Source organism: Mesorhizobium sp. WSM4813, assembly GCF_055811555.1.
In genome coordinates this window covers 36,186-61,403 of record NZ_JBVVQU010000005.1, presented here as the reverse complement: position 1 = coordinate 61,403, position 25,218 = coordinate 36,186, and the positions used below count along the sequence as shown (strand labels likewise).

The 25,218-nt window shown below is 61.9% G+C and carries 29 protein-coding genes and 1 pseudogene; 16 read left to right on the top strand and 14 right to left on the bottom strand.

Annotated features, from left to right (window positions below):
* Position 1: 1 nt before the first annotated feature.
* From AC0L25_RS04105 to AC0L25_RS04095, 3 genes are all read right to left on the bottom strand, one after another.
* Positions 2-1,078, bottom strand: coding sequence for an ABC transporter permease (locus AC0L25_RS04105; protein WP_065011676.1), 1,077 nt, complete (start codon positions 1,076-1,078; stop codon positions 2-4).
* 254 nt (positions 1,079-1,332) lie between these two features.
* Complete coding sequence (locus AC0L25_RS04100; protein WP_473594300.1) at positions 1,333-2,274, bottom strand: sugar ABC transporter substrate-binding protein; 942 nt, start codon at positions 2,272-2,274, stop codon at positions 1,333-1,335.
* A gap of 380 nt (positions 2,275-2,654) precedes the next feature.
* A complete protein-coding gene (locus tag AC0L25_RS04095; RefSeq protein ID WP_473594299.1) occupies positions 2,655-3,686 on the bottom strand; it encodes a LacI family DNA-binding transcriptional regulator in 1,032 nt (343 codons plus the stop codon).
* Positions 3,687-3,847: 161 nt separating this feature from the next.
* Here AC0L25_RS04095 and AC0L25_RS04090 point away from each other — a divergent pair, with 161 nt between their 5' ends.
* The 3 genes from AC0L25_RS04090 to AC0L25_RS04080 are packed head-to-tail and all read left to right on the top strand — an operon-like array spanning position 3,848 to position 6,564.
* On the top strand, positions 3,848-4,957 hold the full coding sequence (locus AC0L25_RS04090) for a fatty acid desaturase family protein (RefSeq protein ID WP_473594298.1): 1,110 nt from the start codon (positions 3,848-3,850) through the stop codon (positions 4,955-4,957).
* Between the two features lie 57 nt (positions 4,958-5,014).
* Positions 5,015-5,329, top strand: a complete 315-nt coding sequence (locus AC0L25_RS04085) for a Rieske (2Fe-2S) protein (RefSeq protein ID WP_095494023.1) — start codon at positions 5,015-5,017, stop codon at positions 5,327-5,329.
* 5 nt (positions 5,330-5,334) lie between these two features.
* On the top strand, positions 5,335-6,564 hold the full coding sequence (locus tag AC0L25_RS04080) for an NAD(P)/FAD-dependent oxidoreductase (RefSeq protein WP_473594297.1): 1,230 nt from the start codon (positions 5,335-5,337) through the stop codon (positions 6,562-6,564).
* 52 nt (positions 6,565-6,616) lie between these two features.
* Here the strand turns inward: AC0L25_RS04080 and AC0L25_RS04075 are convergent.
* From AC0L25_RS04075 to hslV, 7 genes and pseudogenes are all read right to left on the bottom strand, one after another.
* Positions 6,617-6,915 (bottom strand): annotated as a pseudogene (locus AC0L25_RS04075) (type II toxin-antitoxin system RelE/ParE family toxin).
* Positions 6,916-7,173, bottom strand: a complete 258-nt coding sequence (locus AC0L25_RS04070; RefSeq protein WP_473594296.1) for a type II toxin-antitoxin system ParD family antitoxin — start codon at positions 7,171-7,173, stop codon at positions 6,916-6,918. It lies immediately after the preceding pseudogene.
* A 177-nt stretch (positions 7,174-7,350) separates the two neighbouring features.
* Positions 7,351-8,310 (bottom strand): DUF1402 family protein, encoded by a 960-nt coding sequence (locus tag AC0L25_RS04065; RefSeq protein ID WP_473594295.1) that lies wholly within the window; start codon positions 8,308-8,310, stop codon positions 7,351-7,353.
* 250 nt (positions 8,311-8,560) lie between these two features.
* The gene (gene hslU, locus AC0L25_RS04060) at positions 8,561-9,874 is read right to left on the bottom strand and encodes an ATP-dependent protease ATPase subunit HslU (RefSeq protein ID WP_473594294.1); all 1,314 of its coding nucleotides are present in this window, start codon (positions 9,872-9,874) and stop codon (positions 8,561-8,563) included.
* A gap of 3 nt (positions 9,875-9,877) precedes the next feature.
* Entirely contained in the window at positions 9,878-10,477 is a 600-nt protein-coding gene (locus tag AC0L25_RS04055; protein WP_352955012.1) for a DUF2585 domain-containing protein, read from the bottom strand.
* 28 nt (positions 10,478-10,505) lie between these two features.
* Positions 10,506-11,021, bottom strand: a complete 516-nt coding sequence (locus AC0L25_RS04050) for a GNAT family N-acetyltransferase (protein ID WP_473594293.1) — start codon at positions 11,019-11,021, stop codon at positions 10,506-10,508.
* 74 nt (positions 11,022-11,095) lie between these two features.
* Positions 11,096-11,647 carry an ATP-dependent protease subunit HslV gene (gene hslV, locus AC0L25_RS04045; RefSeq protein ID WP_029347417.1) on the bottom strand — a complete coding sequence of 184 codons (552 nt, stop codon included), beginning with the start codon at positions 11,645-11,647 and terminating at the stop codon, positions 11,096-11,098.
* Between the two features lie 224 nt (positions 11,648-11,871).
* Between hslV and hisB the strand changes: the two genes are divergently transcribed.
* The 10 genes from hisB (at position 11,872) to AC0L25_RS03995 (ending at position 18,266) form a co-directional block, all read left to right on the top strand.
* Positions 11,872-12,471, top strand: coding sequence for an imidazoleglycerol-phosphate dehydratase HisB (gene hisB / locus AC0L25_RS04040; protein ID WP_473594292.1), 600 nt, complete (start codon positions 11,872-11,874; stop codon positions 12,469-12,471).
* Between the two features lie 4 nt (positions 12,472-12,475).
* Positions 12,476-12,952, top strand: a complete 477-nt coding sequence (locus AC0L25_RS04035) for a DUF2628 domain-containing protein (protein ID WP_473594291.1) — start codon at positions 12,476-12,478, stop codon at positions 12,950-12,952.
* Position 12,953: 1 nt separating this feature from the next.
* Complete coding sequence (gene hisH / locus AC0L25_RS04030; protein ID WP_473594290.1) at positions 12,954-13,604, top strand: imidazole glycerol phosphate synthase subunit HisH; 651 nt, start codon at positions 12,954-12,956, stop codon at positions 13,602-13,604.
* A 4-nt stretch (positions 13,605-13,608) separates the two neighbouring features.
* Complete coding sequence (locus AC0L25_RS04025) at positions 13,609-13,899, top strand: DUF1330 domain-containing protein (RefSeq protein ID WP_023796919.1); 291 nt, start codon at positions 13,609-13,611, stop codon at positions 13,897-13,899.
* A gap of 3 nt (positions 13,900-13,902) precedes the next feature.
* Positions 13,903-14,652, top strand: coding sequence for a 1-(5-phosphoribosyl)-5-[(5-phosphoribosylamino)methylideneamino]imidazole-4-carboxamide isomerase (gene hisA / locus AC0L25_RS04020; RefSeq protein ID WP_473594289.1), 750 nt, complete (start codon positions 13,903-13,905; stop codon positions 14,650-14,652).
* Positions 14,649-15,485 carry an arginase family protein gene (locus AC0L25_RS04015; protein ID WP_473594288.1) on the top strand — a complete coding sequence of 279 codons (837 nt, stop codon included), beginning with the start codon at positions 14,649-14,651 and terminating at the stop codon, positions 15,483-15,485. Before hisA ends, AC0L25_RS04015 begins: the two co-directional genes overlap by 4 nt.
* Positions 15,485-16,276, top strand: coding sequence for an imidazole glycerol phosphate synthase subunit HisF (hisF, locus tag AC0L25_RS04010; protein WP_473594287.1), 792 nt, complete (start codon positions 15,485-15,487; stop codon positions 16,274-16,276). The genes AC0L25_RS04015 and hisF overlap by 1 nt, the downstream gene beginning before the upstream one ends.
* A gap of 59 nt (positions 16,277-16,335) precedes the next feature.
* Positions 16,336-16,662: a phosphoribosyl-ATP diphosphatase gene (locus tag AC0L25_RS04005; protein WP_473594286.1), complete on the top strand. Its 327-nt coding sequence runs from the start codon at positions 16,336-16,338 to the stop codon at positions 16,660-16,662.
* Positions 16,663-16,686: 24 nt separating this feature from the next.
* Positions 16,687-17,646, top strand: coding sequence for a type I pantothenate kinase (gene coaA / locus AC0L25_RS04000; protein WP_258120878.1), 960 nt, complete (start codon positions 16,687-16,689; stop codon positions 17,644-17,646).
* A gap of 188 nt (positions 17,647-17,834) precedes the next feature.
* Entirely contained in the window at positions 17,835-18,266 is a 432-nt protein-coding gene (locus AC0L25_RS03995) for a GtrA family protein (RefSeq protein WP_473594397.1), read from the top strand.
* Between the two features lie 26 nt (positions 18,267-18,292).
* Here AC0L25_RS03995 and AC0L25_RS03990 read toward each other — a convergent pair whose 3' ends face one another.
* From AC0L25_RS03990 to AC0L25_RS03975, 4 genes are all read right to left on the bottom strand, one after another.
* Positions 18,293-18,910 (bottom strand): alpha-ketoglutarate-dependent dioxygenase AlkB, encoded by a 618-nt coding sequence (locus AC0L25_RS03990; RefSeq protein ID WP_473594285.1) that lies wholly within the window; start codon positions 18,908-18,910, stop codon positions 18,293-18,295.
* A gap of 113 nt (positions 18,911-19,023) precedes the next feature.
* On the bottom strand, positions 19,024-19,503 hold the full coding sequence (gene lysM, locus AC0L25_RS03985; RefSeq protein WP_473594284.1) for a peptidoglycan-binding protein LysM: 480 nt from the start codon (positions 19,501-19,503) through the stop codon (positions 19,024-19,026).
* 188 nt (positions 19,504-19,691) lie between these two features.
* A complete protein-coding gene (gene arfB, locus AC0L25_RS03980) occupies positions 19,692-20,129 on the bottom strand; it encodes an alternative ribosome rescue aminoacyl-tRNA hydrolase ArfB (RefSeq protein WP_473594283.1) in 438 nt (145 codons plus the stop codon).
* 129 nt (positions 20,130-20,258) lie between these two features.
* Entirely contained in the window at positions 20,259-21,869 is a 1,611-nt protein-coding gene (locus AC0L25_RS03975) for a phosphoenolpyruvate carboxykinase (protein ID WP_473594396.1), read from the bottom strand.
* A gap of 342 nt (positions 21,870-22,211) precedes the next feature.
* Here AC0L25_RS03975 and AC0L25_RS03970 point away from each other — a divergent pair, with 342 nt between their 5' ends.
* Genes AC0L25_RS03970 through AC0L25_RS03960 form a run of 3 tightly spaced genes read left to right on the top strand, consistent with a single transcriptional unit; the run spans position 22,212 to position 25,167 of the window.
* Positions 22,212-22,913, top strand: coding sequence for a response regulator transcription factor (locus tag AC0L25_RS03970; protein ID WP_023796909.1), 702 nt, complete (start codon positions 22,212-22,214; stop codon positions 22,911-22,913).
* 22 nt (positions 22,914-22,935) lie between these two features.
* Complete coding sequence (locus AC0L25_RS03965) at positions 22,936-24,717, top strand: stimulus-sensing domain-containing protein (RefSeq protein ID WP_473594282.1); 1,782 nt, start codon at positions 22,936-22,938, stop codon at positions 24,715-24,717.
* Between the two features lie 3 nt (positions 24,718-24,720).
* Positions 24,721-25,167 (top strand): HPr kinase/phosphorylase, encoded by a 447-nt coding sequence (locus AC0L25_RS03960; protein ID WP_473594281.1) that lies wholly within the window; start codon positions 24,721-24,723, stop codon positions 25,165-25,167.
* The last annotated feature ends 51 nt before the right edge of the window (positions 25,168-25,218 follow it).

The following is a 25,218-nucleotide window of genomic DNA, read 5'->3' as shown; positions in this document are numbered from 1 at the left end:
ATCAAGCCCTCATTGCCCGCAGGCGCTGCCGCCACTGGTCGAGAACGACTGCGCCGATGATGATCACGCCCTTGACCATCTCCTGGTAGTAGGCGTCGAGGCGCAGGAAGGTGAAGCCGGAGATGATGACGCCGAAGATCAGCGCACCGATCACCGTTCCGATGATCGAGCCGCGGCCGCCCGACAGCGAGACGCCGCCGATGACAGCCATGGCGATCGCGTCCAGTTCGTACATCACGCCCATGCCGGCCTGAGCCGTGAGGTTCTTGGAGCTCAGCACTACGGCGGCCAATGAGGCGAGGATGCCGGCAATGACGAAGACGAGGATCTTGTGGTTCTGGACATTTATGCCGGACATGCGGGCGGCGTCCTCGTTGGAGCCGATGGCATAGCAGTGCTTGCCGTACCTGGTGTATGACAGGATCAGCTGGAACAAAATCGCCAGCGATATGAAGATGATGACAGGCATGAGCCCCTTGCCGATGGCGGCAAAACTTTCGGTGGGGAACGAGATCGGCTGCCCCTTGGACCACCATTTGGCGACGCCGCGCGCGGTGACCATCATGCCGAGCGTGGCGATGAACGGTGGAATGCGGGTGTAGGCGACGAGCGTGCCGTTGATCAGGCCCGCCAGCAGGCCGCAACCGATCGCTACGAGCACCGGCACGATCACCGGCAGGTCGGTCCAGCCCTGCTCGATGAACATCGCCTTGGGGTTAGGGTTGCCGTTGACCGTCGCCACCTGGGCGAAGCTCATCGCGATCATCGCCGTGGCGCCGACGACCGAACCAGAGGAAAGATCGATGCCGCCGGAAATGATGACCTGCGTCACGCCGATGGCGATGATGCCGACGATCGACACCTGCAGGATGATTATCTGCAGGCGCGCCTCGTTGAAGATCGTATCGACGTTGGCGCGGGTGTTGAATAGGAAGCTGTCGCCAAGAAAGACCCGGCCTATCAGCTCGAAGGCGCCGACGAGAATGATGAGCGCCAGGAAAACGTTGAATTCGGCAGGCCATGTGCGCTTCTTCGCATCATAGCTCAGTCCGCCGACGCCATGGGTTGTCTGTGCCAAATCTGCTTCCTCCGACCGCATCGGCCCGAAAATCGGAATCGATTTTCGGAAAGCACGATGCGTAGCCTCAAAGTTTTAGAGCGTTCTTTGTGCGTCCAAATGGACGCCCGCCGCTCTAATCGCAGTCGCCCTCCCGCCGTCTGTCCACAGGCGATGAGGGGAAGAGGAGCGGCGTTTCTTTGTTCTTCGAACACCGGATTCTCAAGAGGTCCGATGCTCTGCCGCCGCTCCCTATCGAAAAACGGTCCTCTGCCTCAGTTCTTCTGCAGGAACTTGTCGATGTTTGCCGGCGTGACCAGCTGGAAGGGGATGTAGACCTTCTGTTCAACGGCCTCGCCCTTGGAAAGCTTGAGCGCCGCGTCCAGCGCCCCGGCACCCTGGCCGGCCGCATCCTGGAACACGGTCACGTCGAGATCACCCGCCTGCATCGCGGCAAGCGCGTCCTGGGTGGCGTCCACGCCGCCGACGACAACCGACTTCATGTCGATGTTGGCAGCCTTCATGGCCTGGATCGCACCGATGGCGCTTTCGTCATTGTTGGCGATCACGCCATCGAACGGCTTGCCGGTCGACAGCCAGTTGGTCATCAGGTTCTGCGCTTCCTCGCGTTTCCAGTTCGACGTCTGCTTGTCGATGATCTTGATGAAGCTGCATTCCGGAGTGGCGATCACGTCGTCGATGTCCTTGGTGCGCTGCACCGCGGCTTGGTTCGACAGCTCGCCCATGATCACGTAGACATTGGCCTCGGTCTTGCCGGCTTCCTTGAACAGGCGGCAGACTTCCTGGGTTTCGAGAGTGCCTGACTCAACCTCGTTCGAAGCGACGAAGGCCTGGTTGTCCGGCAGCGTGTCGACATTGACCGGCTCGCGGTTGACATAGACCAGCGGAACATTGGCCGCAGCCGCGGCGTCCGACATTGCCTGGGTGGCTGAGGTGTCGACCGGATTGACGATGATCGCGTCGACGCCTGAGGCGACGAAGTTCTTGATCTGGTCGAGCTGCTTGGCGACGTCGTTCTGCGCGTCCTCGACCTGCAGTTCCACGCCCTCCATGCCCTTGGCCTGCTCAATCATGCCGTTGCGCAGCACGGTGAGAAAATTGTCGTCGAACAGCGCCATCGACACGCCGATCTTGGCAGCAAGGGCGGACGAGCTCATCAGCGCCAGGAATGCGGCGCCCAACAGCAATTTCTTCATTCTATTTCTCCTCCACAGAATTGGTGTCCGGCTGCACCGATCTACCCGGAATCCCCGATTTCTCAGGGAATCTCTCCCGATTGCCATCTCCGCTCCCGATGGCGATTCCGCGTCGACTGGAACGCCAAGCCCTCTGCTTGAAACAGATGTTCCGGAACGAAAGAACCAAAATACCTATCCAGTGAAATATTTATTCCATTCCGCGTGGGGGCGTCAAGGAGATTCCGAAATCGGATGACGGATTTTCGGATAACGCGGCTGAGGGTCGGCAAATCTTCTGCAAGAAACCATCAGGCTGACGGTTCACATCATTGCCGACGCATCGTGGTGCCCGATCTGAACCTGGATGAATTGTCTGAGCCCACATGTTTTGCCCGAACCTAGATGTTTTCCGGTAGATAGATATCGAAGGGCAGGAAGGTCTGGCCCGGCGCATTGGCAGCGCCTGCCTCGATGGCATGCGCCATCAGTCCGACAAGCTCACGACATAGTGCTGCCAGCGGCGTCGAAATCACCATGGTCAGGATGTTGTCGGCGAGCGCCGCGCGCGACTCGGCGTTGATCTCGTTGCAGACGACCACCGGCATATTTGCGGGCCTCGCTGCCCTGAGCGCCGAGACCGCGCCTTCCATGCCGCCGCCGGCGACGTAGCAGCCGGCAAGATCCGGGTACCGCGCCAGAAGATCGATCATCGCATCATGGGTCACCTGGTTGGCCTCTAGATTGACCAGCGTCTCCAGCACCGTGAATTCCGGCGCATGCTCGCGGAAGAATGATCTGAAGCCGATCTCGCGTAGCTCATGGCCATGGAAGCGATGGCTGCCGACAAAAAGGGCGACCTTGCCGGGTTTCTTCGCCGCCTTGGCGATCATCCAGGCCGCGGTGCGGCCGACCTTGCGGTTGTCGAGGCCGACATAGCCTTCGCGGATGCCGGCGGCAAAGTCGGACAGCAGGGAGAAGACGGGTTGCCCCCTTGCCTTCAGGGTCTCGACGGCTGCCGTCAGCGTCGGATGGTCCGGACCGACAAGGGCGACGGCCCTGGATTTCGCCGCCAGCTTGCGCATCTGGGCGGCGATCTCGTCGGGCGCCAGCGAACTGGCGAAGTCGATGGTTGCGACGCCGCGGAAGCGCTGCGATCGCGAAACCGCCAGTTCGAGCTCCCGCGCGAAATCGCTGTAGAAAACATCATTGCCCCTCAGCAGCAGAAAGCCGAGCCGATATTCCGGCAGTTCCTGGCGCATCCGCTGCTTGATCAGTCCGGCGGCGTGATAGCCGATTTCGGTTGCCGCCTCATAAACGCGGCGTGCGGTTTCCTCGCGCACCGGCAGGCGACTGTTCAGCACCCGGTCGACGGTGGCGACGCTGACGCCGGAGGCGCGCGCCAGATCGGTGATGGTCGGCCGTTTTGCCATGGCTGTCTCTTCGCTTGCCAAAGCAGTCTACATCATTCTGATGGGAAATGATAGAAACTATCTTCATGATATTGAGCCTATCATGGCTTGGCGTTATTTTACGACATAAGCACCTGTGGCAGAGGCACCCGTTCTGACGGATGCCGACGGAGGCAGCCTTAATGGAAGCGACACTATCCGCAATGCCGTCCCGGCGAGACTACAGCCTGCTCGGCCGCGACGCGAAGCTTGCCGTCGAGACCGGGCTGGCCGCGGCCGAGTGGTATCACACCGACGTGCCCCGAAAGCGGATGAAGGAGCTGATGCAGCGCTCCGACGGGCCGGCGATCCGCGACACCATCATCTGGCTCGGGGCCCTGATCCTGAGCGGCGCCGGCGGCGCCTGGTTCTGGGGAACGTGGTGGTGCGTGCCGTTCTTCTTCGTCTATGGCGTCCTCTACGGCTCTTCCACCGATTCACGCTGGCACGAATGCGGTCACGGCACCGCATTCAGGACGCAGTGGATGAATGATGCGATCTATCAGATCGCCTGCTTCATGATCATGCGCAATCCGGTGACCTGGCGCTGGAGCCATACGCGGCACCATACCGATACGATCATCGTCGGCCGCGATCCGGAGATCGCGGTGATGCGCCCACCGGACCTGTTGCGCGTCGCGCTCAATTTCTTCGGCATTGTCGATGCCTGGCATGCCATGAGCGACATGGTGCGCAATGCGGCCGGTATCATCAGCCCGGCGGAAAAGACCTTCATTCCGGAGCAGGAGCAGCCAAAGGCGATCCGCATCGCCCGCATCTGGACCTCGATCTATGCCGCGACCATCGCGCTGGCGCTTCACAGCGGCTCGTTCCTGCCGTTGATGCTGGTCGGTCTGCCGAGGCTTTACGGCGCCTGGCATCATGTCATGACCGGCCTGCTGCAGCATGGCGGCCTCGCCGAAAATGTCATCGACCATCGCCTCAACAGCCGCACGGTCTACATGAACCCGATCAGCCGCTTCATCTACTGGAACATGAACTACCACGTGGAGCACCACATGTTCCCGATGGTGCCTTATCACGCGCTGCCGAGGCTGCATGAGCTGATCAAGCACGACCTGCCGGCGCCGACGCCGTCGATCCTGGCCGGCTATCGCGAGATGATCCCTGCCTTCCTGCGCCAGCTGCGCAATGAGGACTATTTCCTCAAGCGCGAACTACCGTCGACCGCCAAGCCCTATCGCGAGGAATTCCACAACGATAACGATGCTGTCGCGGCAGCAGCGGAATGATATGCGCCCATGCCAGGCAACATGCCGGGCAAGTTGACCAAGCAAACGGGAGGGCCAATGAGCGACTGGGTCGAGGCCTGTGACGCCGAAGACATCGACGAAGAGGACGTGATGCGGTTCGACCATGGTGGCCGCACCTTCGCCATCTATCGCAGCCCCGACGACGAATATTTCGCGACGGACGGTTTGTGCACGCATGAGAAGGTGCATCTGGCTGACGGGCTGGTGATGGACGACATCATCGAGTGCCCGAAGCACAATGGCCGCTTCAACTACAAGACCGGGGCGGCCAGGGGCGCGCCGGTCTGCGTCAATCTCAGGACATACCCGGTCAAGCTCGACGCCGGCAAAATCCTCATTCAGATCGGGTGACGGTGATGGCGAAAGGGATGGTCATCATCGGCGCCGGCGAATGCGGCGGGCGGGCTGCCTTGGCGCTGCGCGATCTCTTCTATGACGGGTCGGTGACGCTGGTCGGCGACGAGCCGCATCTGCCTTATGAGCGGCCGCCGCTGTCGAAAGAAGCGATGGCCAGCGATGCGCCCGAGATCAAGGCGATCGCCAGCGACGAGGTCCTGGCCGGGAGATCAATCCGGCATATCCATTCGGTTCAGGCGGCGGCGATCGACCGCGCGGCGCATCTCGTGCACCTGTCGGACGGTTCGGCTCTACCTTACGACAAGTTGTTGCTGGCGACAGGTTCCTTACCGCGCAAGCTGCCGATGCCGGGCCTCGGCGCGCGCTGTGTCTATCTCCGGACCTTCAACGACGCGCTGGCCATTCGCGCCCATCTCAGCGTCGGAAATCGCATTGCCATCGTTGGCGGCGGCTTCATCGGTCTCGAACTTGCCGCCGCGGCGCGCAGGCTGGAGGCAACGGTCACCGTCATCGAGGTACAGCCGCGCATTCTGATGCGCGGCGTGCCGGCCGAGATCGCGCAGGTCATCCACCGGGCGCATGAAGCCGAAGGCGTCAAAATCCTGTGCGGCGACGGCATCGCCGCCATTGCCGATGACGGCGCCGAGGTGCGCATCGTGCTTGCCGGCGGGCAGGACATCGTCGCCGATCTGGCGGTGATCGGCATCGGCGCGGTGCCGGTGACCGGACTTGCCGCGGAGGCGGGGCTGACGATCGACAACGGCATAGCGGTCGATGCCGAGCTTCGCACCAGCGATCCGGACATCTTCGCCGCCGGCGATTGCTGCTCGTTTCCGCTTGCCGTCTATGGCGGCCGGCGCGTGCGGCTGGAAGCATGGCGCAACGCGCAGGAGCAGGGCGCGCTTGCAGCAAGGAACATGCTGGGCGCCGGTGAGGCCCACGCGGCGGTGCCATGGTTCTGGTCGGATCAGTACGGCCTGACCTTGCAGATATCAGGCCTGTCGGACGAGGGCAGCGAGGTCGTGCGACGCGACCTCGACGACGGCGCTTTCATCCTGTTCCACCTCGCCGAGGACGGCAGGCTGGTCGCGGCGAGCGGCATCGGCCCAGGCAACACGGTCGCCCGCGACATCAGGCTGGCCGAGATGCTGATCGCCAGGCGAGCAAAACCGGCGCCTGAGGCGCTCGGTTCGCAAACGGTCAAGCTGAAGTCGTTGCTGGCGGCGTGATCTGAGGGCGCGGCTGTCGTCGATATCCAATGACGGCAGTACTTTCGACCTGTCAGCTATCACCTTCGTCAAAAATGGCCTCGATGTCGCGGGCGCCATGCAAAATTCGCACGATGCGTATGGCAGCGCCTTCAACAGTGTAGAAAATCACATAACGCTGGAAAGCAACGGAGCGCAGACCGGACCACAGGGCAGGGCGGGGAACGCCGCCGTGCGGTGCGTCGGCAACTGGCTACAACGCGCCCTGAGAGCCGTTATAAAGCGCATCGCGGCTGCAGGGTTTTCGGCGTGAATATAGTCGCCAATTTCCTCAATGTCCTGCGCAGCAGCAGGGGCGAATATGACCGCCATTTATTTGCGGTTTCCGTCGCTGTACTTGGCTTCCAACCTTTCAAAAATCTCGTCGGCTGGAATACCGGGACCGCTCTCGACACCGGCCCGAATATCCTCACGAAGCGCGGCAAGCTTGGCTTTCCGCTGCGCCTCGCGTTCCTCGAGCAGGCGCAAGCTATCGCGCAGAACTTCACTGGCGCTGGCATAGCGGCCGCTCCCCACCAGTTCGCGCACCAGCGTCTCATAGCGAGCGCCAATATTGTAACTTGACGGCATAGGTCAGCCCTCCGATTATCGGATTATATCATTTTTTGATAAATCCACCGAGCCAAATCTGACGGTGGGCAGCGTGAGCCATACACGGCTTCCCGGCGGCGGATCGCAAGGGCAATGAATCACAGCGGACGGCGCAGCGGAGCGAATTCGGAAAGGCTCTCCTGTCTCGTGGCGCATCTAAAACAGCGCCTTCAGCTCCGGCAATTTGTCGTTGACCAGCCAGCCGTAGTAATTTTCCTCGGGCAGCTTTTCCGGTTCGCCCGCGGCGCGGCGCTTGTCGTTCTCGGCCTTCAGCGCATGGGCGCGCTGTTCCGGATTGCCGACATTGTAGAGTGTCGACGTGATGCCGGGATTGCCCGATATGTCGAAGCCGGCAATGCTCTGGTAGGCATCGATCGATTTCCGGATCGTCGCCGCGACATAATCCAATGTCAGGTCCGGATCCATGATGGTTTTGTAGACCGCGTTGGGATCGCCGACGTCGAGCTTCGGCAGGCCGGAAACCTCGTGCACGAGATCGCTCATCTGCAACGCTGTTAGCGGATTGAGCTGACCGAGGCCAAAAGTCTGGCCGGCATAATAAGGTTGGAAGAAAGTCGCGCCGAAGCGGTCGTCGGGGAAGCTCTCGCCGCCGACAGTCTTGCCGCGAAAGGACTGGTTCCACACCTGCTCGCGGCACTCCCAGAGCGCGTAACTGTCCGATTTGCCGGCGCATTCCTGGAATTGCGGCCGCTGCACGAAATCGGTGATGTCCTCGCCTTCATAGGCGAAGGCCAGCTTGCTCGACAGATAGGAGATCGCCTTGACGTAGTAGGTCTGCAGCCGGTCGTAGGCGTCGACATTGTAGGTGTGCTCGCCGACGATGGCGCCGACGATATGCATCGGGTCTATGCCATAGGTCGCCGCCGCTTGGCTGATCTTGCCGCGCAGGCCGGCGTCGTGCTGCAGCAGCGCATAGACCTTGCTGTATTTTGCCTGGAAGGTGGTGTTGGTGGCCTGGGTGCGCCGGCTTGAGGCGCCCGGTATGTTGGGCTGCTCGGCATGACTGTTGCCCGGCGGCACCATCGTCGCCGCTTGCGCGGCGAACATGGCTGTCGCCAGCGTCAGCCCGAGAATGACGAGGATCAGTTTTTTCATGCGCCGCCGCCTGTAACAGCGCATGACCCCCGGATTCGATTTTCGGGGGTCATGCCAAATCAAGTGCTACAGCGTCCCTTGCGCGCCCAAGGACGCGCGCTGTAGCTGCCGGGCAAACTAGGTAAAGCTGGAAGGGGAGTCGAGGGCCCCTTTGCCCGGCAAGGCAAAAGCTGGCCAGATGCTTCCATTTGGCCACACGTTTCAGGACTTGCCGGCTCCCCCGGCCCATCTCTTGTGGGATGATTGCCTGCTACAGGATGAAACGCGACAAATCCGTGTTTCTGGACAGGTCGCCGACATGCTTTTGCACATAGGCGGCGTCGATGGTCACCGCCGTGCCATGGCGGTCCGGCGCGTCATAGGAGATCTCGTCCAGCACCCGCTCCATCACCGTCTGCAGCCGCCTTGCGCCGATGTTCTCGACGCTGGCGTTGAGATCGACGGCGATGCCGGCCAGCGAATCGATGGCGTCGTCGGTGAAGACGAGATCGACGCCCTCGGTCTTCATCAGCGCGATATACTGCTTGATCAGGCTGGCCTCGGTCTCGGTCAGGATGCGGACGAAATCGTCCTTCTCCAGCGCCCGCAGCTCGACCCGGATCGGCAGACGGCCCTGCAGTTCGGGCAGCAGGTCCGACGGCTTGGCAACATGGAACGCACCCGAAGCGATGAACAGGATGTGGTCCGTCTTCACCGGCCCGTATTTGGTCGCGACCGTGGTGCCTTCGACAAGCGGCAGCAGGTCGCGCTGCACGCCTTCGCGGGAAACACCGGCGCCCATGCCGCCTTCGCGCGAGGCGATCTTGTCGATCTCGTCGAGGAAGACGATGCCGTCGTTTTCGGTCGATTCGAGCGCCCTGCGCACCACCTCGTCCTGGTCGAGCAGCTTGTCGGACTCGTCGCCGACCAGCACCGCGTAGGACTCCTTCACCGTCGTCTTGCGCGTCTTGGTTTTCTGGCCGCCCATCGCTTTCGACAGCATGTCGTTGATGTTCAACACGCCGATATTGGCGCCCGGCATGCCGGGGATCTCGAAGCCGGGCATGCCGCCAGTGCCGGTATCGCTCACCTCGATCTCGATCTCCTTGCTGTCGAGCTCGCCGTCGCGCAGCTTCTTGCGGAAACTGTCGCGCGTGGCCGGGCTCGCTGTCTTTCCGACGAGCGCTTCCAGCACGCGTTCCTCGGCATTGATATGGGCACGCGCCTTGACGTCCTCGCGCATCTTCTCGCGCACCAGCCCGATGGCGATCTCGACCAAGTCGCGGATGATCTGCTCGACGTCGCGGCCGACATAGCCGACCTCGGTGAACTTGGTCGCCTCGACCTTGACGAACGGCGCACCGGCAAGGCGTGCCAGGCGGCGCGAGATCTCGGTCTTGCCGACGCCGGTCGGGCCGATCATCAGGATGTTCTTCGGCATCACCTCTTCACGCATCTGGCCTTCGAGCTGCTGGCGGCGCCAGCGGTTGCGCAAGGCGATGGCCACGGCGCGCTTGGCGTCCTTCTGGCCGATGATGAAGCGATCGAGTTCCGAAACGATTTCGCGCGGCGAAAATGTGCTCATATCCTAAATTCCACTTTGCCACTGCCGGATGGACTCGAACGGATGCAGCAGCATGATCACGTTGAGTGTCAGATTGTCCCGGATGAGGTAGCCGACACCGAATTCGAAGATGACGGCCAGGGTCACGATCACCCATATAGGAAGCCTGCGCGCCATCACAAATCCCAGCACCATCGCCAGCGTGTCCGCCACCGAATTGATGATGCTGTCGCCGTAGTAATCCAGGGAAATTGTGCCGGCGCGATAGCGCTCGATGATCAACGGGCTGTTCTCGAGAAGTTCCCAGCCGCCCTCTATGACGACCGCAAATGCCAGCCTGAGCCCGATCGGCGAGCGCGGGAACAGAGCCCATGCCAGCGCATAGAACAAGAAGCCGTGGATGATGTGGGAGAATGTGTACCAGTCGGAAATATGCTGGGAATTCTCCGAGCTCTGCACGATGCCGTGCCACAGCTTGACATAGCCGCATGTGCAGATCGGCGTTCGGCCCATGCCGTAAAGGACTCCGGCCTGGAATATGATCAGGCCGAGGACGAGCAGAAGTCCCATCCGCCAGCTGTCTTCATAGGCCGAGACGGGTTTGTCGGCGCCGGTCGTGCTCATGCTGCTACTGCCCCTCTTCGGCGTCGCCCTATTCGGCGTCGCCCTCTTGTGCGTCGATTGCCATCAGCACGGCGTCGCCATATTCCGATTGCCTTCGATCGATAACTCGGAAACCGGCCTTTTCATAGGCGCGGATCGCTCGTCCGTTGGATGGATCCGGGTCGATGATGACACGCGGCGCTCCTTCCTCGAACAGCTGTTCCACGTACTGCCGGACAATTGCCGAGCCGTGGCCGCGTCCTATAAGCTCAGGCCTGCCGATCGACAGATCGAGGCCGACCGTACCGAACGGCTGGTCGCTATAGGGATGGCCGTCCTCCAGATGCGGGTCGTAGCTCTGCATGTAGCCGATCGGCTCGCCATCGAGCTCGATGATCAGCGGTTCGACGGAAATGCTGTCAATGTGTTCGCGGATCTGAGCGATCTCCGTCTCGGGATCATCCCACCACTCGGCGACATGCGGCTCGGCCAGCCATGCCGCGATCATCGGCAGGTCCGCCTCCGTCACCGGCCGAAAATCGTATCTATTTTCTTGTTTGGCCATGATCTCCTCCCGAACCGGAGGTCAGCGAAGCAAAAACCGGTTTCCACTTTTCGGGATCATGGCCAGCGGCCGGCTCAGCCGGCATCGAGCGTTTCGATGACGAAGTTGTTGTTGGTGTAGACGCAAATGTCGGATGCGATCTGCATCGCCTTGCGCGCGATCTCCTCGGCATCCTTGTCGGTGTCCATCAGCGCGCGCGCCGCGGCCAGCGCGTAATTGCCGCCCGAACCGATCGCCATGACGCCATGTTCGGGTTCGAGCACGTCGCCGGTGCCGGTCAGCGCCAGCGAGACCGACTTGTCGGCAACCAGCATCATCGCTTCCAGCCGGCGCAGATAGCGGTCGGTGCGCCAGTCCTTGGCAAGCTCGACGCAGGCCCGCGTCAATTGCTCCGGATATTGTTCGAGCTTGGCTTCTAGCCGCTCCAGAAGGGTGAAGGCGTCAGCGGTGGCGCCGGCGAAACCGGCGATGACATTGCCGCTTTTGCCGATGCGGCGCACCTTCTTGGCATTGCCCTTCATGATGGTCTGGCCGAGACTGACCTGGCCGTCGCCGGCAATCACCACCTTGCCGCCCTTGCGCACGGTCACGATGGTCGTGGCGTGCATGGTCAGTTCATTCGACATCTTCTGCTCCGATCAGCACCGATCCCGAAAAGGCGATTGGCGCGTTACGAGTGACTTGATCGACCATATGTATGCATAGGTCCGATGATTGCAAACCAGCCACCCGCCAGGCTCGATATCCCCTGGCATGGCAACTGGCAATCGCCGGATCATGCTGCTAGAAGGCTCTCGTTTTCAAGCATGTGGACGCTTGGAACGCCTGAACTCTGGACAAGGATGAGGTCATGCCGCCCCGTTCCGCCAACGCAAGCCGCAAGACCAAGGAGACCGACATCTCCGTATCGGTCCAGGTCGACGGCTCGGGAAAATCCGATATCTCGACGGGCGTCGGCTTCTTCGATCACATGCTGGACCAGCTGTCGCGCCATTCGCTGATCGACATGACGGTCAAGGCCAAGGGCGATCTGCACATAGACGACCACCACACGGTCGAGGACACCGGCATCGCGCTCGGCCAGGCGCTGGCCAAGGCCTTGGGCGAGCGGCGCGGCATCATGCGCTATGCCTCGATCGATCTCGCCATGGACGAGACGCTGACGCGCGCGGCGATCGACGTCTCCGGCCGTCCTTTCCTTGTCTGGAATGTTGCGTTCTCGTCGCCGAAGATCGGCACGTTCGACACCGAACTCGTGCGCGAATTCTTCCAGGCCCTGGCGCAGAATGCCGGCATCACCCTGCATGTCACCAACCACTACGGCGCCAACAATCACCACATCGCCGAAACCTGCTTCAAGGCGGTGGCGCGTGCGCTGCGCGCAGCGCTTGAAAGCGACCCGCGCCAGCCTGACGCGGTTCCTTCCACCAAGGGATCTCTGAAGGGATAAGGCCATGGCGATCTATGTCGTGATGGAACCGCCGGGCCGCGGCGAAAAGCCTGACACAACGGTCTTTGTCCGTGATGGGTTTTCCCTGATCGGCTTTCTCGTGCCGCCGCTGTGGCTGCTCTGGCACCGGTTGTGGATCGAGGCAGCGCTGGCGTTTGTCGCCATGGCTCTCCTTTCGACGCTTGCCGAAGGATTGAGCCTTGGGCTGGCCTGCCCGCTGCTGTCGCTGCTTGTATCGCTCTATGTCGGTCTGGAAGGTCAGGCCTTGCGGATTGCCGCACTGCGCCGTCGTGGCTGGCATGAATGGGGCGTCGTCGCGGCCGACAGGATCGACGATGCCGATACGCGCTATGTGCTGGAGGCCGAAGCGCATTCGGATGAGCAAGCGCCCCCCCAACGCATCGTCCCGGATGCTGCCCATGCCCGGCCAGCGCATATGGGCATCGCGCTAGGGTTGAACCACACTCCGGGAAGACCCTGACATGCGGGTCGCGATCATCGACTACGGCTCGGGCAATCTGCGCTCGGCCACCAAGGCCTTCGAGCGCGCCGCGCATGAAGCCGGTATCGCCGCCGCGATCGACCTGACCGCCGATGCCGAGCGTGTCAGAACCGCCGACCGCATCGTCCTGCCCGGCGTCGGCGCCTATGCCGATTGCGCGGCCGGGCTGTGCGCTGTGGCCGGCATGTGGGAAGCGGTCGAGGAGGTCGCGATCGGCAAGCGGCGGCCGTTCCTCGGCATCTGCGTCGGCATGCAGCTGATGTCGAAGCGGGGCCTGGAAAAGACCGTTACAAAAGGTTTTGGCTGGATCGACGGGGACGTCAAGGAGATCACCCCGGCCGATCCTGCGCTGAAGATCCCGCAGATCGGCTGGAACACGATCGAGCTCACGCGCAAGCATCCGCTGTTCTCCGGCATTCCAACCGGCGCCAAGGGATTGCACGCCTATTTCGTCCATTCCTATCATCTCGACGCCAGGAAAGCCGACGACGTGCTGGCGATTGCCGATTATGGTGGTCCGGTGACGGCCGCTGTTATCAGCGACAATCTCGCCGGCACGCAGTTCCATCCCGAAAAGAGCCAGGCGCTTGGCCTGGCGCTGATCACCAATTTCCTGCGCTGGAGGCCCTAGGATCATGAGCAAGAAAGGCTATTGGATGGCGATGGTCGATGTCCGCGATCCCGAGGGCTACAAGCAATATATCGAGGCGAACGCGGCGGCCTTTGCGAAATATGGTGCGAAGTTTCCCGTGCGTGCCGGGCGTTACGCGAACCCGGAAGGGCCGACAGGCAACCGCCACGTCCTGGTGGAGTTCGAGTCCTACGACAAGGCGATCGAGTGCTATGAGTCGCCTGAATATCGGGAGGCATTGAAGTACAGGCTTGCCGCCTCGACCGGTCACTTCGTCATTGTTGAAGGCGCCTGAACGGTGATCCTGTTCCCGGCCATCGACCTCAAGGACGGCAAGTGCGTGCGCCTGAAGCACGGCGATATGGCGACCGCGACGATCTACAATGACGACCCGGCAGCGCAGGCCAGGGCCTTCGAGCAACAGGGCTTTGAATGGCTGCATGTCGTAGACCTCAACGGCGCCTTCAAGGGCCAGAGCGTCAACAGCGCGGCGGTCGACGCCATCCTCAAGGCGACGAAAAACCCGGTGCAGCTCGGCGGCGGCATCCGCACGCTGGCGCAGGTCGAGGACTGGCTCGATCGCGGGCTGGCCCGCATCATTCTCGGCACGGTGGCGGTGCGCGATCCGGATCTAGTCAGGCAGGCCTGCAAGGCGTTCCCGGGCAGGATCGCCGTCGGCATCGACGCCAAGGGCGGCAAGGTGGCGGTCGAGGGCTGGGCCGAGGCCTCGAGCCTCGGCGTCATCGAACTGGCGAGGAAGTTCGAGGGCGCCGGCGTCGCCGCCATCATCTACACCGACATCGACCGCGATGGTGTGCTGACCGGCATAAACTGGGATGCCACCATCGATCTCGCCGAAGCGGTTTCAATCCCGGTCATCGCCTCCGGGGGGCTTGCCTCGATCGCCGACATCGTGCGCATGACCATGCCCGATGCGCAAAAACTCGAAGGTGCCATCTCCGGCCGCGCGCTTTATGACGGGCGTATCGATCCGGCCGAGGCACTGGCGATCCTGGCGGCAGGACCGGAGAGGGCGAGGGCGCGATGAAACTCTCGATCATCCTCGCACCCTATGACAGCGGCCTTTATCATGCCGGCTGTGGCCAGGGCCCCGACGCCATCCTTGCCGGCGGCCTCGTCGATGAACTTGCCTTTCGCGGCCACGATGTCGTCGTCGAGGACATCGGCGAGGTCGGCGATGCCCAGAAACGCGAAATCGCGACAGGTTTCGCGGTTTGTCGGGCAGTCGCCACCAAGGTGGATCTGGCGCGCGATGATGAGCGTTTTCCCATCGTGCTCGCCGGAAATTGCCTGACCGCCGCCGGTGCGGTGGCTGGCGACACCGCGGATTCGATCATCTGGATCGATCAGCACGGTGACCTCAACACGCCCGAGACGTCCGCCTACGGCTTTCTCGACGGCATGGCGCTGGCGACGACGCTGGGGCTCTGCTGGCGTCCAATGACGTCAGCGATTCCCGGCTTCAAAGCGATCGACCCATCGCGGTGCATGCTGCTCGATGCACGCGACCTCGATCCCGATGAAAGGCGGCTTCTGGAGACTTTGCCGATCATTCGCGCCCAATGGCCCGATGCACTCGACATTGTCGGAAAGCTCAAGGCGGCCGGCGCGGCCCAAGTACATTTGCATCTGGATCTGGATGTTCACGATCCCGATGTACTGCAGGTGAACCGCTATGCACGGCCCGGAGGTCCAAATCCGGAGCAGCTGCGGCAACTGGTTTGCGGGCTGGCCAAGTCGATCCCGATCGTCGGCGTCACCCTGTCCGCCTACGATCCTGCCTTTGACGCCAAAGGCGAGGTTCCGCCTGTCGTTGGGCAATTGCTTGGCGATTTTCTTGCCGCGCTTGCGAGGATCTGATGCTGAAAGCCCGCGTCATCCCCTGTCTCGACGTCAAGAACGGCCGCGTCGTCAAAGGCGTCAACTTCGTCGACCTGGTCGATGCCGGCGATCCGGTCGAGGCGGCCAAGGCCTATGACGCCGCCGGCGCCGACGAACTCTGTTTCCTCGACATCACCGCTTCGTCCGAAAATCGCGAGACCATCTTCGACATCGTCGCCCGCACCGCAGAACAATGTTTCATGCCGCTGACCGTCGGCGGCGGCGTGCGCCAGGTCGCCGACATAAGGAAGCTGCTTTTGGCCGGCGCCGACAAGGTATCGATCAACACGGCGGCGGTGAAGAATCCCGATTTCGTCGCCGAGGCAGCTGACAAATTCGGCAACCAGTGCATCGTTGTCGCCATCGACGCCAAGAAAGTGTCGGGCGAAGGCGAGGCCGATCGCTGGGAGATTTTTACCCATGGCGGACGCGAAAAGACCGGCATCGACGCGGTCGAATTCGCTCAGCAGATGGTCGATCGCGGCGCCGGCGAGATCCTGCTGACGTCGATGGATCGCGACGGCACCAAGGCCGGCTACGACATCGCGCTCACCCGCGCGGTCGCCGACGCGGTGCGTGCGCCTGTCATCGCCTCCGGCGGCGTCGGCACGCTCGATCACATGGTAGAGGGCATTCGCGACGGCCATGCCGGCGCGGTGCTGGCGGCATCGATCTTCCATTTCGGCACCTACAGCATTGCCGAAGCTAAGGCGCATATGGCCCGCGCCGGCCTGCCGATGCGACTGGACACCCCAGGTGATCGGCTCTAAAGCAAAGCGGGAGCCTGTTTTCAGGAAAGATATGCTTAAACAAGCAGATAGATGGCGCCATGGCTGAGTTTTCGCTCTCCGAGTTGGAGACAATCATCAGGGAACGCGCGCATTCCGGCGATCCGGATTCGTGGACGGCAAAGCTGTTCGCGCGCGGCATCGACAAGGCGGCACAGAAGCTCGGCGAAGAGGCGGTCGAAACGGTGATCGCGGCCGTTGGCGGTGATAGACAAGCCCTCGTTTCGGAAAGCGCCGATCTCATCTATCATTGGCTCGTCGTTCTGGGCGTCGCCGGCGTTCCGCTTGCCGATGTCCTGACCGAACTCGAACGCCGCACCGGTCGTTCGGGCATCGCCGAAAAGGCGTCTCGGCAGGACCGGGGCTGATCGCTGCGGAGGGTAGGAAACTCGATGGACCAGCTCGCCCCCACCGAGAAATATTCGCCCTTTCGTTTTTTCTCGGCGGAGCAATGGTCGCAGTTTCGCGCCGACACGCCGATGACGCTCGGCGAGGACGAGGTCCGTCGCCTGCGTTCGCTCAACGACCCGGTCGACCTCGAAGAGGTCAAGCGCATATATCTTTCGCTGTCGCGGCTTTTGTCGGCTCATGTCGAGGCGAGCCAGCTTCTGTTCAGGCAGCGCCAGGCCTTCTTCAACGCGATGGATGTCGTCAAAACGCCCTTCATCATCGGCATTGCCGGCTCTGTCGCGGTCGGCAAATCGACCACGGCTCGCGTGCTCAAAGAATTGCTGGCGCGCTGGCCGTCGAGCCCCAAGGTCGATCTGATCACCACCGACGGTTTCCTGCTTCCCAACGAAATCCTGCGCCGCAACAATCTGATGGAGCGCAAGGGCTTTCCCGACAGCTATGATGTCGGCGCATTGCTGCGTTTCCTGTCGGGCATCAAATCGGCGCAGCGCAATGTCCGCGCGCCAGTCTATTCGCACCTGACCTACGACGTCGTTCCCGGCGAGTTCCAGACCATCGACCGGCCCGACATATTGATCTTCGAAGGCATCAACGTGCTGCAGCCGGGCAAGCTGCCGAAGGACGGCAAGATCGTGCCTTTCCTGTCGGATTTCTTCGATTTTGCGATCTATATCGATGCCGAAGAGGAGCTGATCCATCAATGGTACATCGCCCGCTTCATGCGGCTGCGCGAGACCGCCTTCCGCAATCCGGACTCCTTCTTCCACCGCTATTCGCAACTTTCGCAAGCAGCGGCCCGCGCCATCGCCGAGGGCCTGTGGACCAACATCAATCTGAAGAATTTGCGCGAGAACATCCTGCCGACGCGAGCCCGCGCCGATCTCATCCTGCGCAAGGGCGCCAATCATCTGGTCGAGGAGGTGGCGCTCAGGAAGCTGTAACGAAGCGGTTAACGGCGCTTTAATGCATGTCGCGCAAAAGTGTGCAGCGGTTTTGCGATAACGACATGCTTAAAACAACAACCTAAAGCGCGTCGCATGAGGCCGGTCAAACGCGACGCGCTTTAGGCAGTGCCCGCTATCGTCGATTGCCATTCCAGAGCATTTGTCGGGAGCAGCCGGTGATCAAAATGCCTGCATTGCGCCGGCCTGACATTTCCGCCTGGCGCGGAACACTTGCTCCGCGCCAGCTTCTCAAATTCGCCTCGGTGGGACTTGTGGCCACAGTGCTCTATGCGCTTTGTGCCAGCCTCTTCACCAGTGCCGGGTCAAGATATCTGCCGCCGGCCACAGCCTCGGCCGCCGCCTATGCGGTCGCGGCAATATTCTCCTATCTCGGCCACAAGTTCTTCACCTTCATGTCGGCCGGCTCGCATCAATTCGAAGCGCCGCGTTTCGCCGTGCTGACCGGATTCGGCCTTGCCATGGCCTATCTTCTTCCGCTGCTCCTCGTCGGGCAACTCGGCCTGCCGATCGCAGTTCCGATACTGCTCACCTGCATTCTCATTCCCGTGGTCAACTTTGTCGTTCTCGAACGCTGGATCTTTTCATCCGGTGCTTAAACAAATACATAGACAGCGATACGGCTCTAGCCAGGATAGGTCACCCGCCGCAGCGTCAGGTTGATCCGCCCGCCATTTCTCAGCAGCGCCGAGGTCGACGGATAGATGCGGTCGACGCCGTGAAAACAGAGACGGCCTTCGCCGCCAAGCACGACGACGTCGCCGCTTTTCAGCCTGAACGATTTGGTGCCGCCCTCGCGCGTGCTCTGGCCGACCCTGAACAGGCAATCGTCGCCCAGTGAAACGGAGACGACGGGCGCGGAGAAATCGATCTCGTCGCGGTCCTGATGAAGGCCCATCTTCGCGTCGGGCGAATAGAAATTGACCAGGCAGGCCTCCGGCGGATGCGGATAGGCAGACACGTCCCGCCACAGCTCCAGCAGCACGTCGGGGATCGGCGGCCAGGGCATTCCGGTCACCGGGTGCGTCGGTTGGTAGCGATAGCCGCCCTCCTTGTCGGTGACCCAGCCGAGCGAACCGCAATTGGTCATGCGCACGCTCATCTCCTTGCCGGTGCGCGGCATGGCCGGCACGAACAGCGGCGCTTCCTGCACGACCCGTCTCACATCCTCGACCAGTGCTTCCTGCACCGCGCGGGACAGATAGCCGGGCATATGGCGGACGCCTTTGGGCAGAACGAGCATGGTCGCTTGATCCGTTGGTCTGGAAGGAATCAGAATGCCACCATCAAATGAAAACGGCGACCCGAAAGCCGCCGTTTTCGATTGGCCGTACCGATCTGGTTAGGCCGATCTGGTCAGGCCTGATCGAGGTCCGGGATGCGCAGGACCTGTCCCGGATAGATCTTGTCGGGATCGGTCAGCATCGGCTTGTTGGCCTCGAAAATGATCGTGTTCTTCGCACCCTTGCCCTTGCCATAGCTCTTTTCGGCGATCTTCCAGAGATTGTCGCCTTTCTTGACCGTGTAGAAGGTCGGTTCCTTGGCCGGGGCTGCGGGCGTGCCGGCCTCGGGTGCGGCGACCTGCAATTCATCCGCCTGCACCTTGGATACGCCGAGCGTGTTGCCGACGGCGATGACGGCCTTTTCGAAGATCGATTGATCTTTGACCACGCCTTTCAGGACAGCCGTATCGCCTTTGACGACGACTTCCACATTGTCGGTGCCGAGCGCGTGCGAATCGAGTTCCTTCTTGAGCGTATGGGCGGTCGGCTCCGGCTCATCGTCACCGAAGCCGAGCTTCTTGCCGACGTTCTTGACGAAATCAAACATGCCCATCTGCGGTCTCCCTTGCTGTGGCGAAACCGAACTTGCCATCTGCAACCTTGAATTGGAAGCCGCCTTGACCGCGCGATCGATGTCGCGCCTATCGCCTCGGCCCGAATAACGGGATCGATTTCGGAAAGCACGATAGGTCGGTACAAAATGTCAGGCGCGCCTTTGTACGTCCAAGGGGGCACGTTGCGCTAATCGTCGTCCACCCTGCCGCGCAGTTTCTTGATTGTGCCGCGCCCAGCCTTGGTCTTCAGCCGTCTTTCGACCGCGCCTTTCGACGGCCTCGTCTTCATGCGCGGCGGCGGCGGCGGTTCGGCGGCCTTGGCGACCAGTTCCGCAAGCCGCGCCCGGGCGTCCGCCCGGTTCTGCTCTTGCGTGCGGAAGCGTCCGGCCTCGATGACGATGACGCCATCCTTGGTGGCGCGCTGGCCGGCCAGCTTTATGGTTCGCTCGCGGACGCGCTCCGACAGGCCCGGCGCATTCGCCGCATCGAAGCGCAATTGCACCGCCGTCGCCACCTTGTTGACGTTCTGGCCGCCAGGGCCTGACGAGCGGATGAAGTCCTCGTGCAGGTCATCCGGATGGATCACCGCATCGTCGGCAATGATGATCTTGTCGTCGGCGTTCATGCCGCAGTCATGGCGCGGCGAACGAAAAAAGAAAAGGCCTGATCCCCCCGGCGTCGGGCGTTCCCGGTCCCGGGTCGGGCCTTCCCGATCCCGGTCTGGGCCTTGAGGCGCAGGGTACCCAGCCGGCGATTATTCCGCGGCTTCGCGCATCCGCGGCGCGGCGCCGAGCACAATGGCGTCGACATGAGGCTCGAATTTTTCGAAATTGATGGCGAACATGCCGACCAGCCTCGCCGCCTGCAGGTCGTAAGCTGAGGTATCGGCCCAGGTCGATCTCGGATCGAGAATGGCGCGGTCGACGCCCGCAACCGCCACCGGCACGTCGAAACCAAAATTGGGGTCGGTGCGGAAATCGGCCCCTTTCAGCGAGCCATCGAGCGCCGCGGCAAGCAGCGCCCGCGTCGCCTTGATCGGCATCCGCTTGCCGGTGCCGTAGGCGCCGCCGGTCCAGCCGGTGTTGACCAGCCAGCAATCGACACCGTGATGAGCGATGAGTTCGCGCAGCAGATTGCCGTATTCCGACGGATGGCGCGGCATGAACGGTGCGCCGAAACAGGTCGAAAACGTCGCTTCAGGTTCGGTGACGCCCTTTTCGGTCCCAGCCACCTTGGCGGTGTATCCGGAGAGGAAATGATACATCGCCTGCGCCGGGGTCAGCCGAGCGATCGGCGGCATTACGCCGAATGCGTCGGCGGTCAGCATGATGATGTTTTTCGGGTGACCGGCGCGGCCTGTCTTGCTGGCGTTGGGGATAAAATGGAGCGGATAGGCGCAGCGCGTGTTTTCCGTGAGACTGCCGTCGTCGAAATCCGGCACGCGGCCCGCATCGAGCACCACATTCTCCAGCACCGTGCCGAAGCGTTGGGTGGTTGCGAAGATCTCCGGCTCGGCTTCGGCCGAAAGCTTTATCGTCTTGGCATAGCAGCCGCCTTCGAAATTGAAGATGCCATGCGGACCCCAGCCGTGCTCGTCGTCGCCGACCAGCGTGCGCGACGGATCGGCCGACAGCGTCGTCTTGCCGGTTCCCGAGAGGCCGAAGAAGATCGCCGCATCTCCGCCGGTGCCTTCATTGGCCGAGCAATGCATCGGCATCACGCCCTTGGCCGGCAACAGATAGTTGAGCACGGTGAACACCGATTTTTTCATTTCGCCGGCATAGGAGGTGCCCCCGATCAGCACGATCATGCGCGAGAGATCGACGGCGATCACCGTTTCGGTGCGGGTGCCGTGGCGGGCGGGATCGGCGCGAAACGACGGCAGGTCGATGATCGTCATGTCAGGCACGAAATGCTCGAGCTCGGCGGCTTCCGGGCGAATGAGCAGATTGCGGATGAACAAGGAGTGCCAGGCAAACTCCGTGACGACCCTGGTCGTCAGCTTCAAGTCTTCATCGGCGCCGCCGACCAGGTCCTGCACATAAAGATCCTTGTCAGCCGCATGGGTGCGAAAATCGGCGAGCAGCGTGTCGAACTGGGCCGGCGAAATCGCCTTGTTATTGTCCCACCATACGTGCGGTCCGGTGGTCTCGTCGCGCACGACGAATTTGTCCTTGGGCGAGCGGCCGGTGTGCTGCCCGGTCTCGGCTACGAGCGCGCCATGCGCGGTGAGCCGGGCCTCGCCGCGGCGGATCGCTTCCTCGTAAAGGACAGCCTCGCCGAAATTATAGCGCACCGCGCCGGTGGTCTTCAGGCCGATCCGGTCGATCGCCCATGCGGGATTGCGTTTGCCGGCTTCCGACATGAGGGGTCCCTTCTTCAATTGCAGCATCCTGGCCGGCGAATTTCCGGAGCCCCCACGAAGGAGACTGTAACGGTCAGAACCAGAAAAGCCAAATGATATCAAATAATTAATCGATTTAAAAATTTTGAAAGTTGTTTAAATCGTTTATATGTGCAAAAAACCGGGCGGTTGCCCAAGGATTGGCGGTTTTTATCAGTCCAATCCATGTTGAGCTGAGATTGTGGCCGCCGGCATGCCGCTCGTGACAGCGGACGAAGCCTGTGCCACATTTTGTACCTAATTTGTCCTGCAAAAGCCCCTTCTCGACCAAAGAAGGGACAGCTCATGAGGGAGCCACTTGAAATGGCAACAATCGCGCTTGTCGACGACGATCGCAACATTCTGACGTCGGTGTCGATCGCCCTCGAATCGGAGGGGTATCGCGTCGAGACCTACACGGATGGGGCGTCGGCGCTGGAAGGTCTGGCGGCGCGACCGCCGAATCTCGCCATCCTCGACATCAAGATGCCGCGCATGGACGGCATGGAGCTTCTGCGCCGGATGCGCCAGAAATCCGACCTCCCAGTGATCTTCCTGACGTCCAAGGACGACGAGATCGATGAGCTTTTCGGCCTCAAGATGGGTGCCGACGACTTCATCCGCAAACCGTTCTCGCAGCGTCTTCTGGTCGAGCGGGTTCGCGCCGTGCTGCGCCGTGCCAGCGCACGCGAGGCATCGGCCAAGACGCCCAACCAGCAGGCCCGTTCGCTCGAGCGCGGCCAGCTTGTCATGGACCAGGAGCGTCACACCTGCACCTGGAAAGGCGAGCCGGTGACGCTTACCGTCACCGAATTCCTGATCCTGCATTCTCTGGCCCAGCGCCCCGGTGTGGTAAAAAGCCGTGATGCGCTGATGGATTCGGCCTATGATGAGCAGGTCTATGTCGATGACCGCACCATCGACAGTCACATCAAGCGGCTGCGCAAGAAGTTCAAGGCCGTCGATGATGACTTCGAGATGATCGAAACCCTTTACGGAGTCGGATATCGGTTCCGCGAAGCATGAATTCAGCGGGGGCTGCTATTCGATGGCAGTGGACGTAGAGCGAGTGAAACGGACGGGCGCCCGGCGCCCGTCGCGGATTCTGCCGGCATTCCTGTCAAGAATCACGGTGCCGATGCGCCGCTTCCTCGGCCACCACATCTTTTCCAGCCTGACGCGACGCATTCTCTTCCTCAACCTCGCCGGCCTCGCCGTCCTGGTCACCGGCATTCTCTACCTCAACACGTTTCGCGACGGGTTGATCGATGCCCGCGTCGAAAGCCTGATGACCCAGGGCGAGATCATCGCCGGCGCGATCGCGGCATCGGCGACGGTCGAGACCGATTCGATCAGCATCGATCCGGAAAAGCTGCTTGAACTGCAGGCCGGCGAAAGCCTGGGCCCCGGCTCCGATCAGCTCGACAATCTGGATTTTCCGATCAATCCGGAGCGCGTCGCGCCGGTGCTCAGGCGCTTGATTTCGCCGACACGGACGCGCGCCCGCATCTATGACCGCGACGCCAATCTGCTGCTCGATTCCCGCCATCTCTATTCGCGCGGCCAGATCCTTCGCTACGATCTGCCGCCGACCGACAAGGAAGAGCCCGACCTTCTGGAACGTATCCAGAAATTCGTCTTCGACTTCTTCCGCAACACCGCGCTGCCGGTCTACCATGAACAGCCGGGCGGCAATGGCGCTGCATTTCCGGAGGTGGTCAAGGCGCTTACCGGCAGCCCGTCGACCATCGTGCGGATCTCCGAACAGGGCGAGCAGATTGTTTCGGTCGCCGTGCCGATCCAGCGCTTCCGCGCCGTCCTCGGCGTGCTGATGCTGTCGACGGAAGGCGGCGACATCGACAAGATCGTCGCGGCCGAGCGCAAGGCGATTCTGCGCGTCTTCGGCATCGCCGCCCTTGTCACCGCCATCCTGTCGATGCTGCTCGCCTCGACCATCGCCAACCCGCTGCGCCGGCTGTCGGCGGCGGCGGTCAGGGTGCGGCGCGGCGTCAAGAACCGCGAGGAAATCCCTGATTTCTCCGACCGGCAGGACGAGATCGGCAATCTGTCGATCGCCGTGCGCGACATGACCAATGCGCTCTACGCCCGCATCGAGGCGATCGAAAGTTTCGCGGCTGACGTCTCGCACGAGTTGAAGAACCCGCTAACCTCGCTGCGCAGCGCGGTGGAGACCCTGCCGCTGGCCAAGAACGATACGTCGCGCAGCCGGCTGATGGAGATCATCCAGCACGACGTCAGGCGGCTGGACCGTCTCATCACCGACATTTCCGATGCCTCCCGTCTTGACGCCGAACTCGCGCGGGAAGACGCAGGAACCGTGGATCTCAAGAAATTCATCACTGATCTGGTCGACGTTTCGCGCACTGCCACGCGCAACAAGAAGACGGTCGACATCGAGTTCAAGGTCGCCAAACTGCCGCAGGGCGTCAAAGGCTATTTCGTCGCCGGTCATGATCTGAGGATCGGCCAGGTAATCACCAATCTGATCGAGAATGCCCGCTCCTTCGTTCCTGAAGAGCGCGGCCACATCGCCATATCGCTAGCGCGCGCCGGCAAGGTCAACATCATCACCGTCGACGACAATGGTCCCGGTATAAGGGCCGACAACATCGACCGCATCTTCGAACGCTTCTACACCGACCGGCCGGCCGGCGAGGCGTTCGGCCAGAACTCAGGTCTTGGCCTGTCGATCAGCAGGCAGATCGTCGAAGCCCATGGCGGCACGCTGACCGCCGAGAACATCCCGGGCACCAAACCCGGCGAGATCAAGGGCGCGCGCTTCGTCGTGACACTGCCTGCGGAAGGCTGATCTGTGCGCGCTGAAAACATTCATGGAACGGCGCTGCTGATCGGCGAGCGCGGCGTCCTCATCACCGGACCGTCCGGCGCCGGCAAGACGACGCTGGCGCTGACACTCCTGGATCATTGCCGCGCGCGCGGGCTGTTTTCGCGGCTTATCGGCGACGACAGGCTGCTCGCCGCGGCCCACGCCGGGCGGCTGGTCTGTCGCGTGCCGGCGACCATCGCCGGTCTCGCCGAAGTGCCTGGGTTCATGCCGCGCCCGCTGCCGTTCGAGCCGGGTGGAGTGATCGACCTGCACGTCCGGCTGGTGCCGAAGGCAGAAATGGCCCGTTTCCAGGAGGAGATCAGCGAGTCAGTGGCAGGCTGTCCGGTGCCGCGTATCGACCTTGCCGAGCGCAACGCCGCCACGGCCTTGCCGGCGGTGATGGCTCGGCTGTCGATCGCGCCCTTTTTATGATCCGATTCCGGTTTTTTGCTGCAATGCGTCAAAATGGCCTGGGCCGGTGCA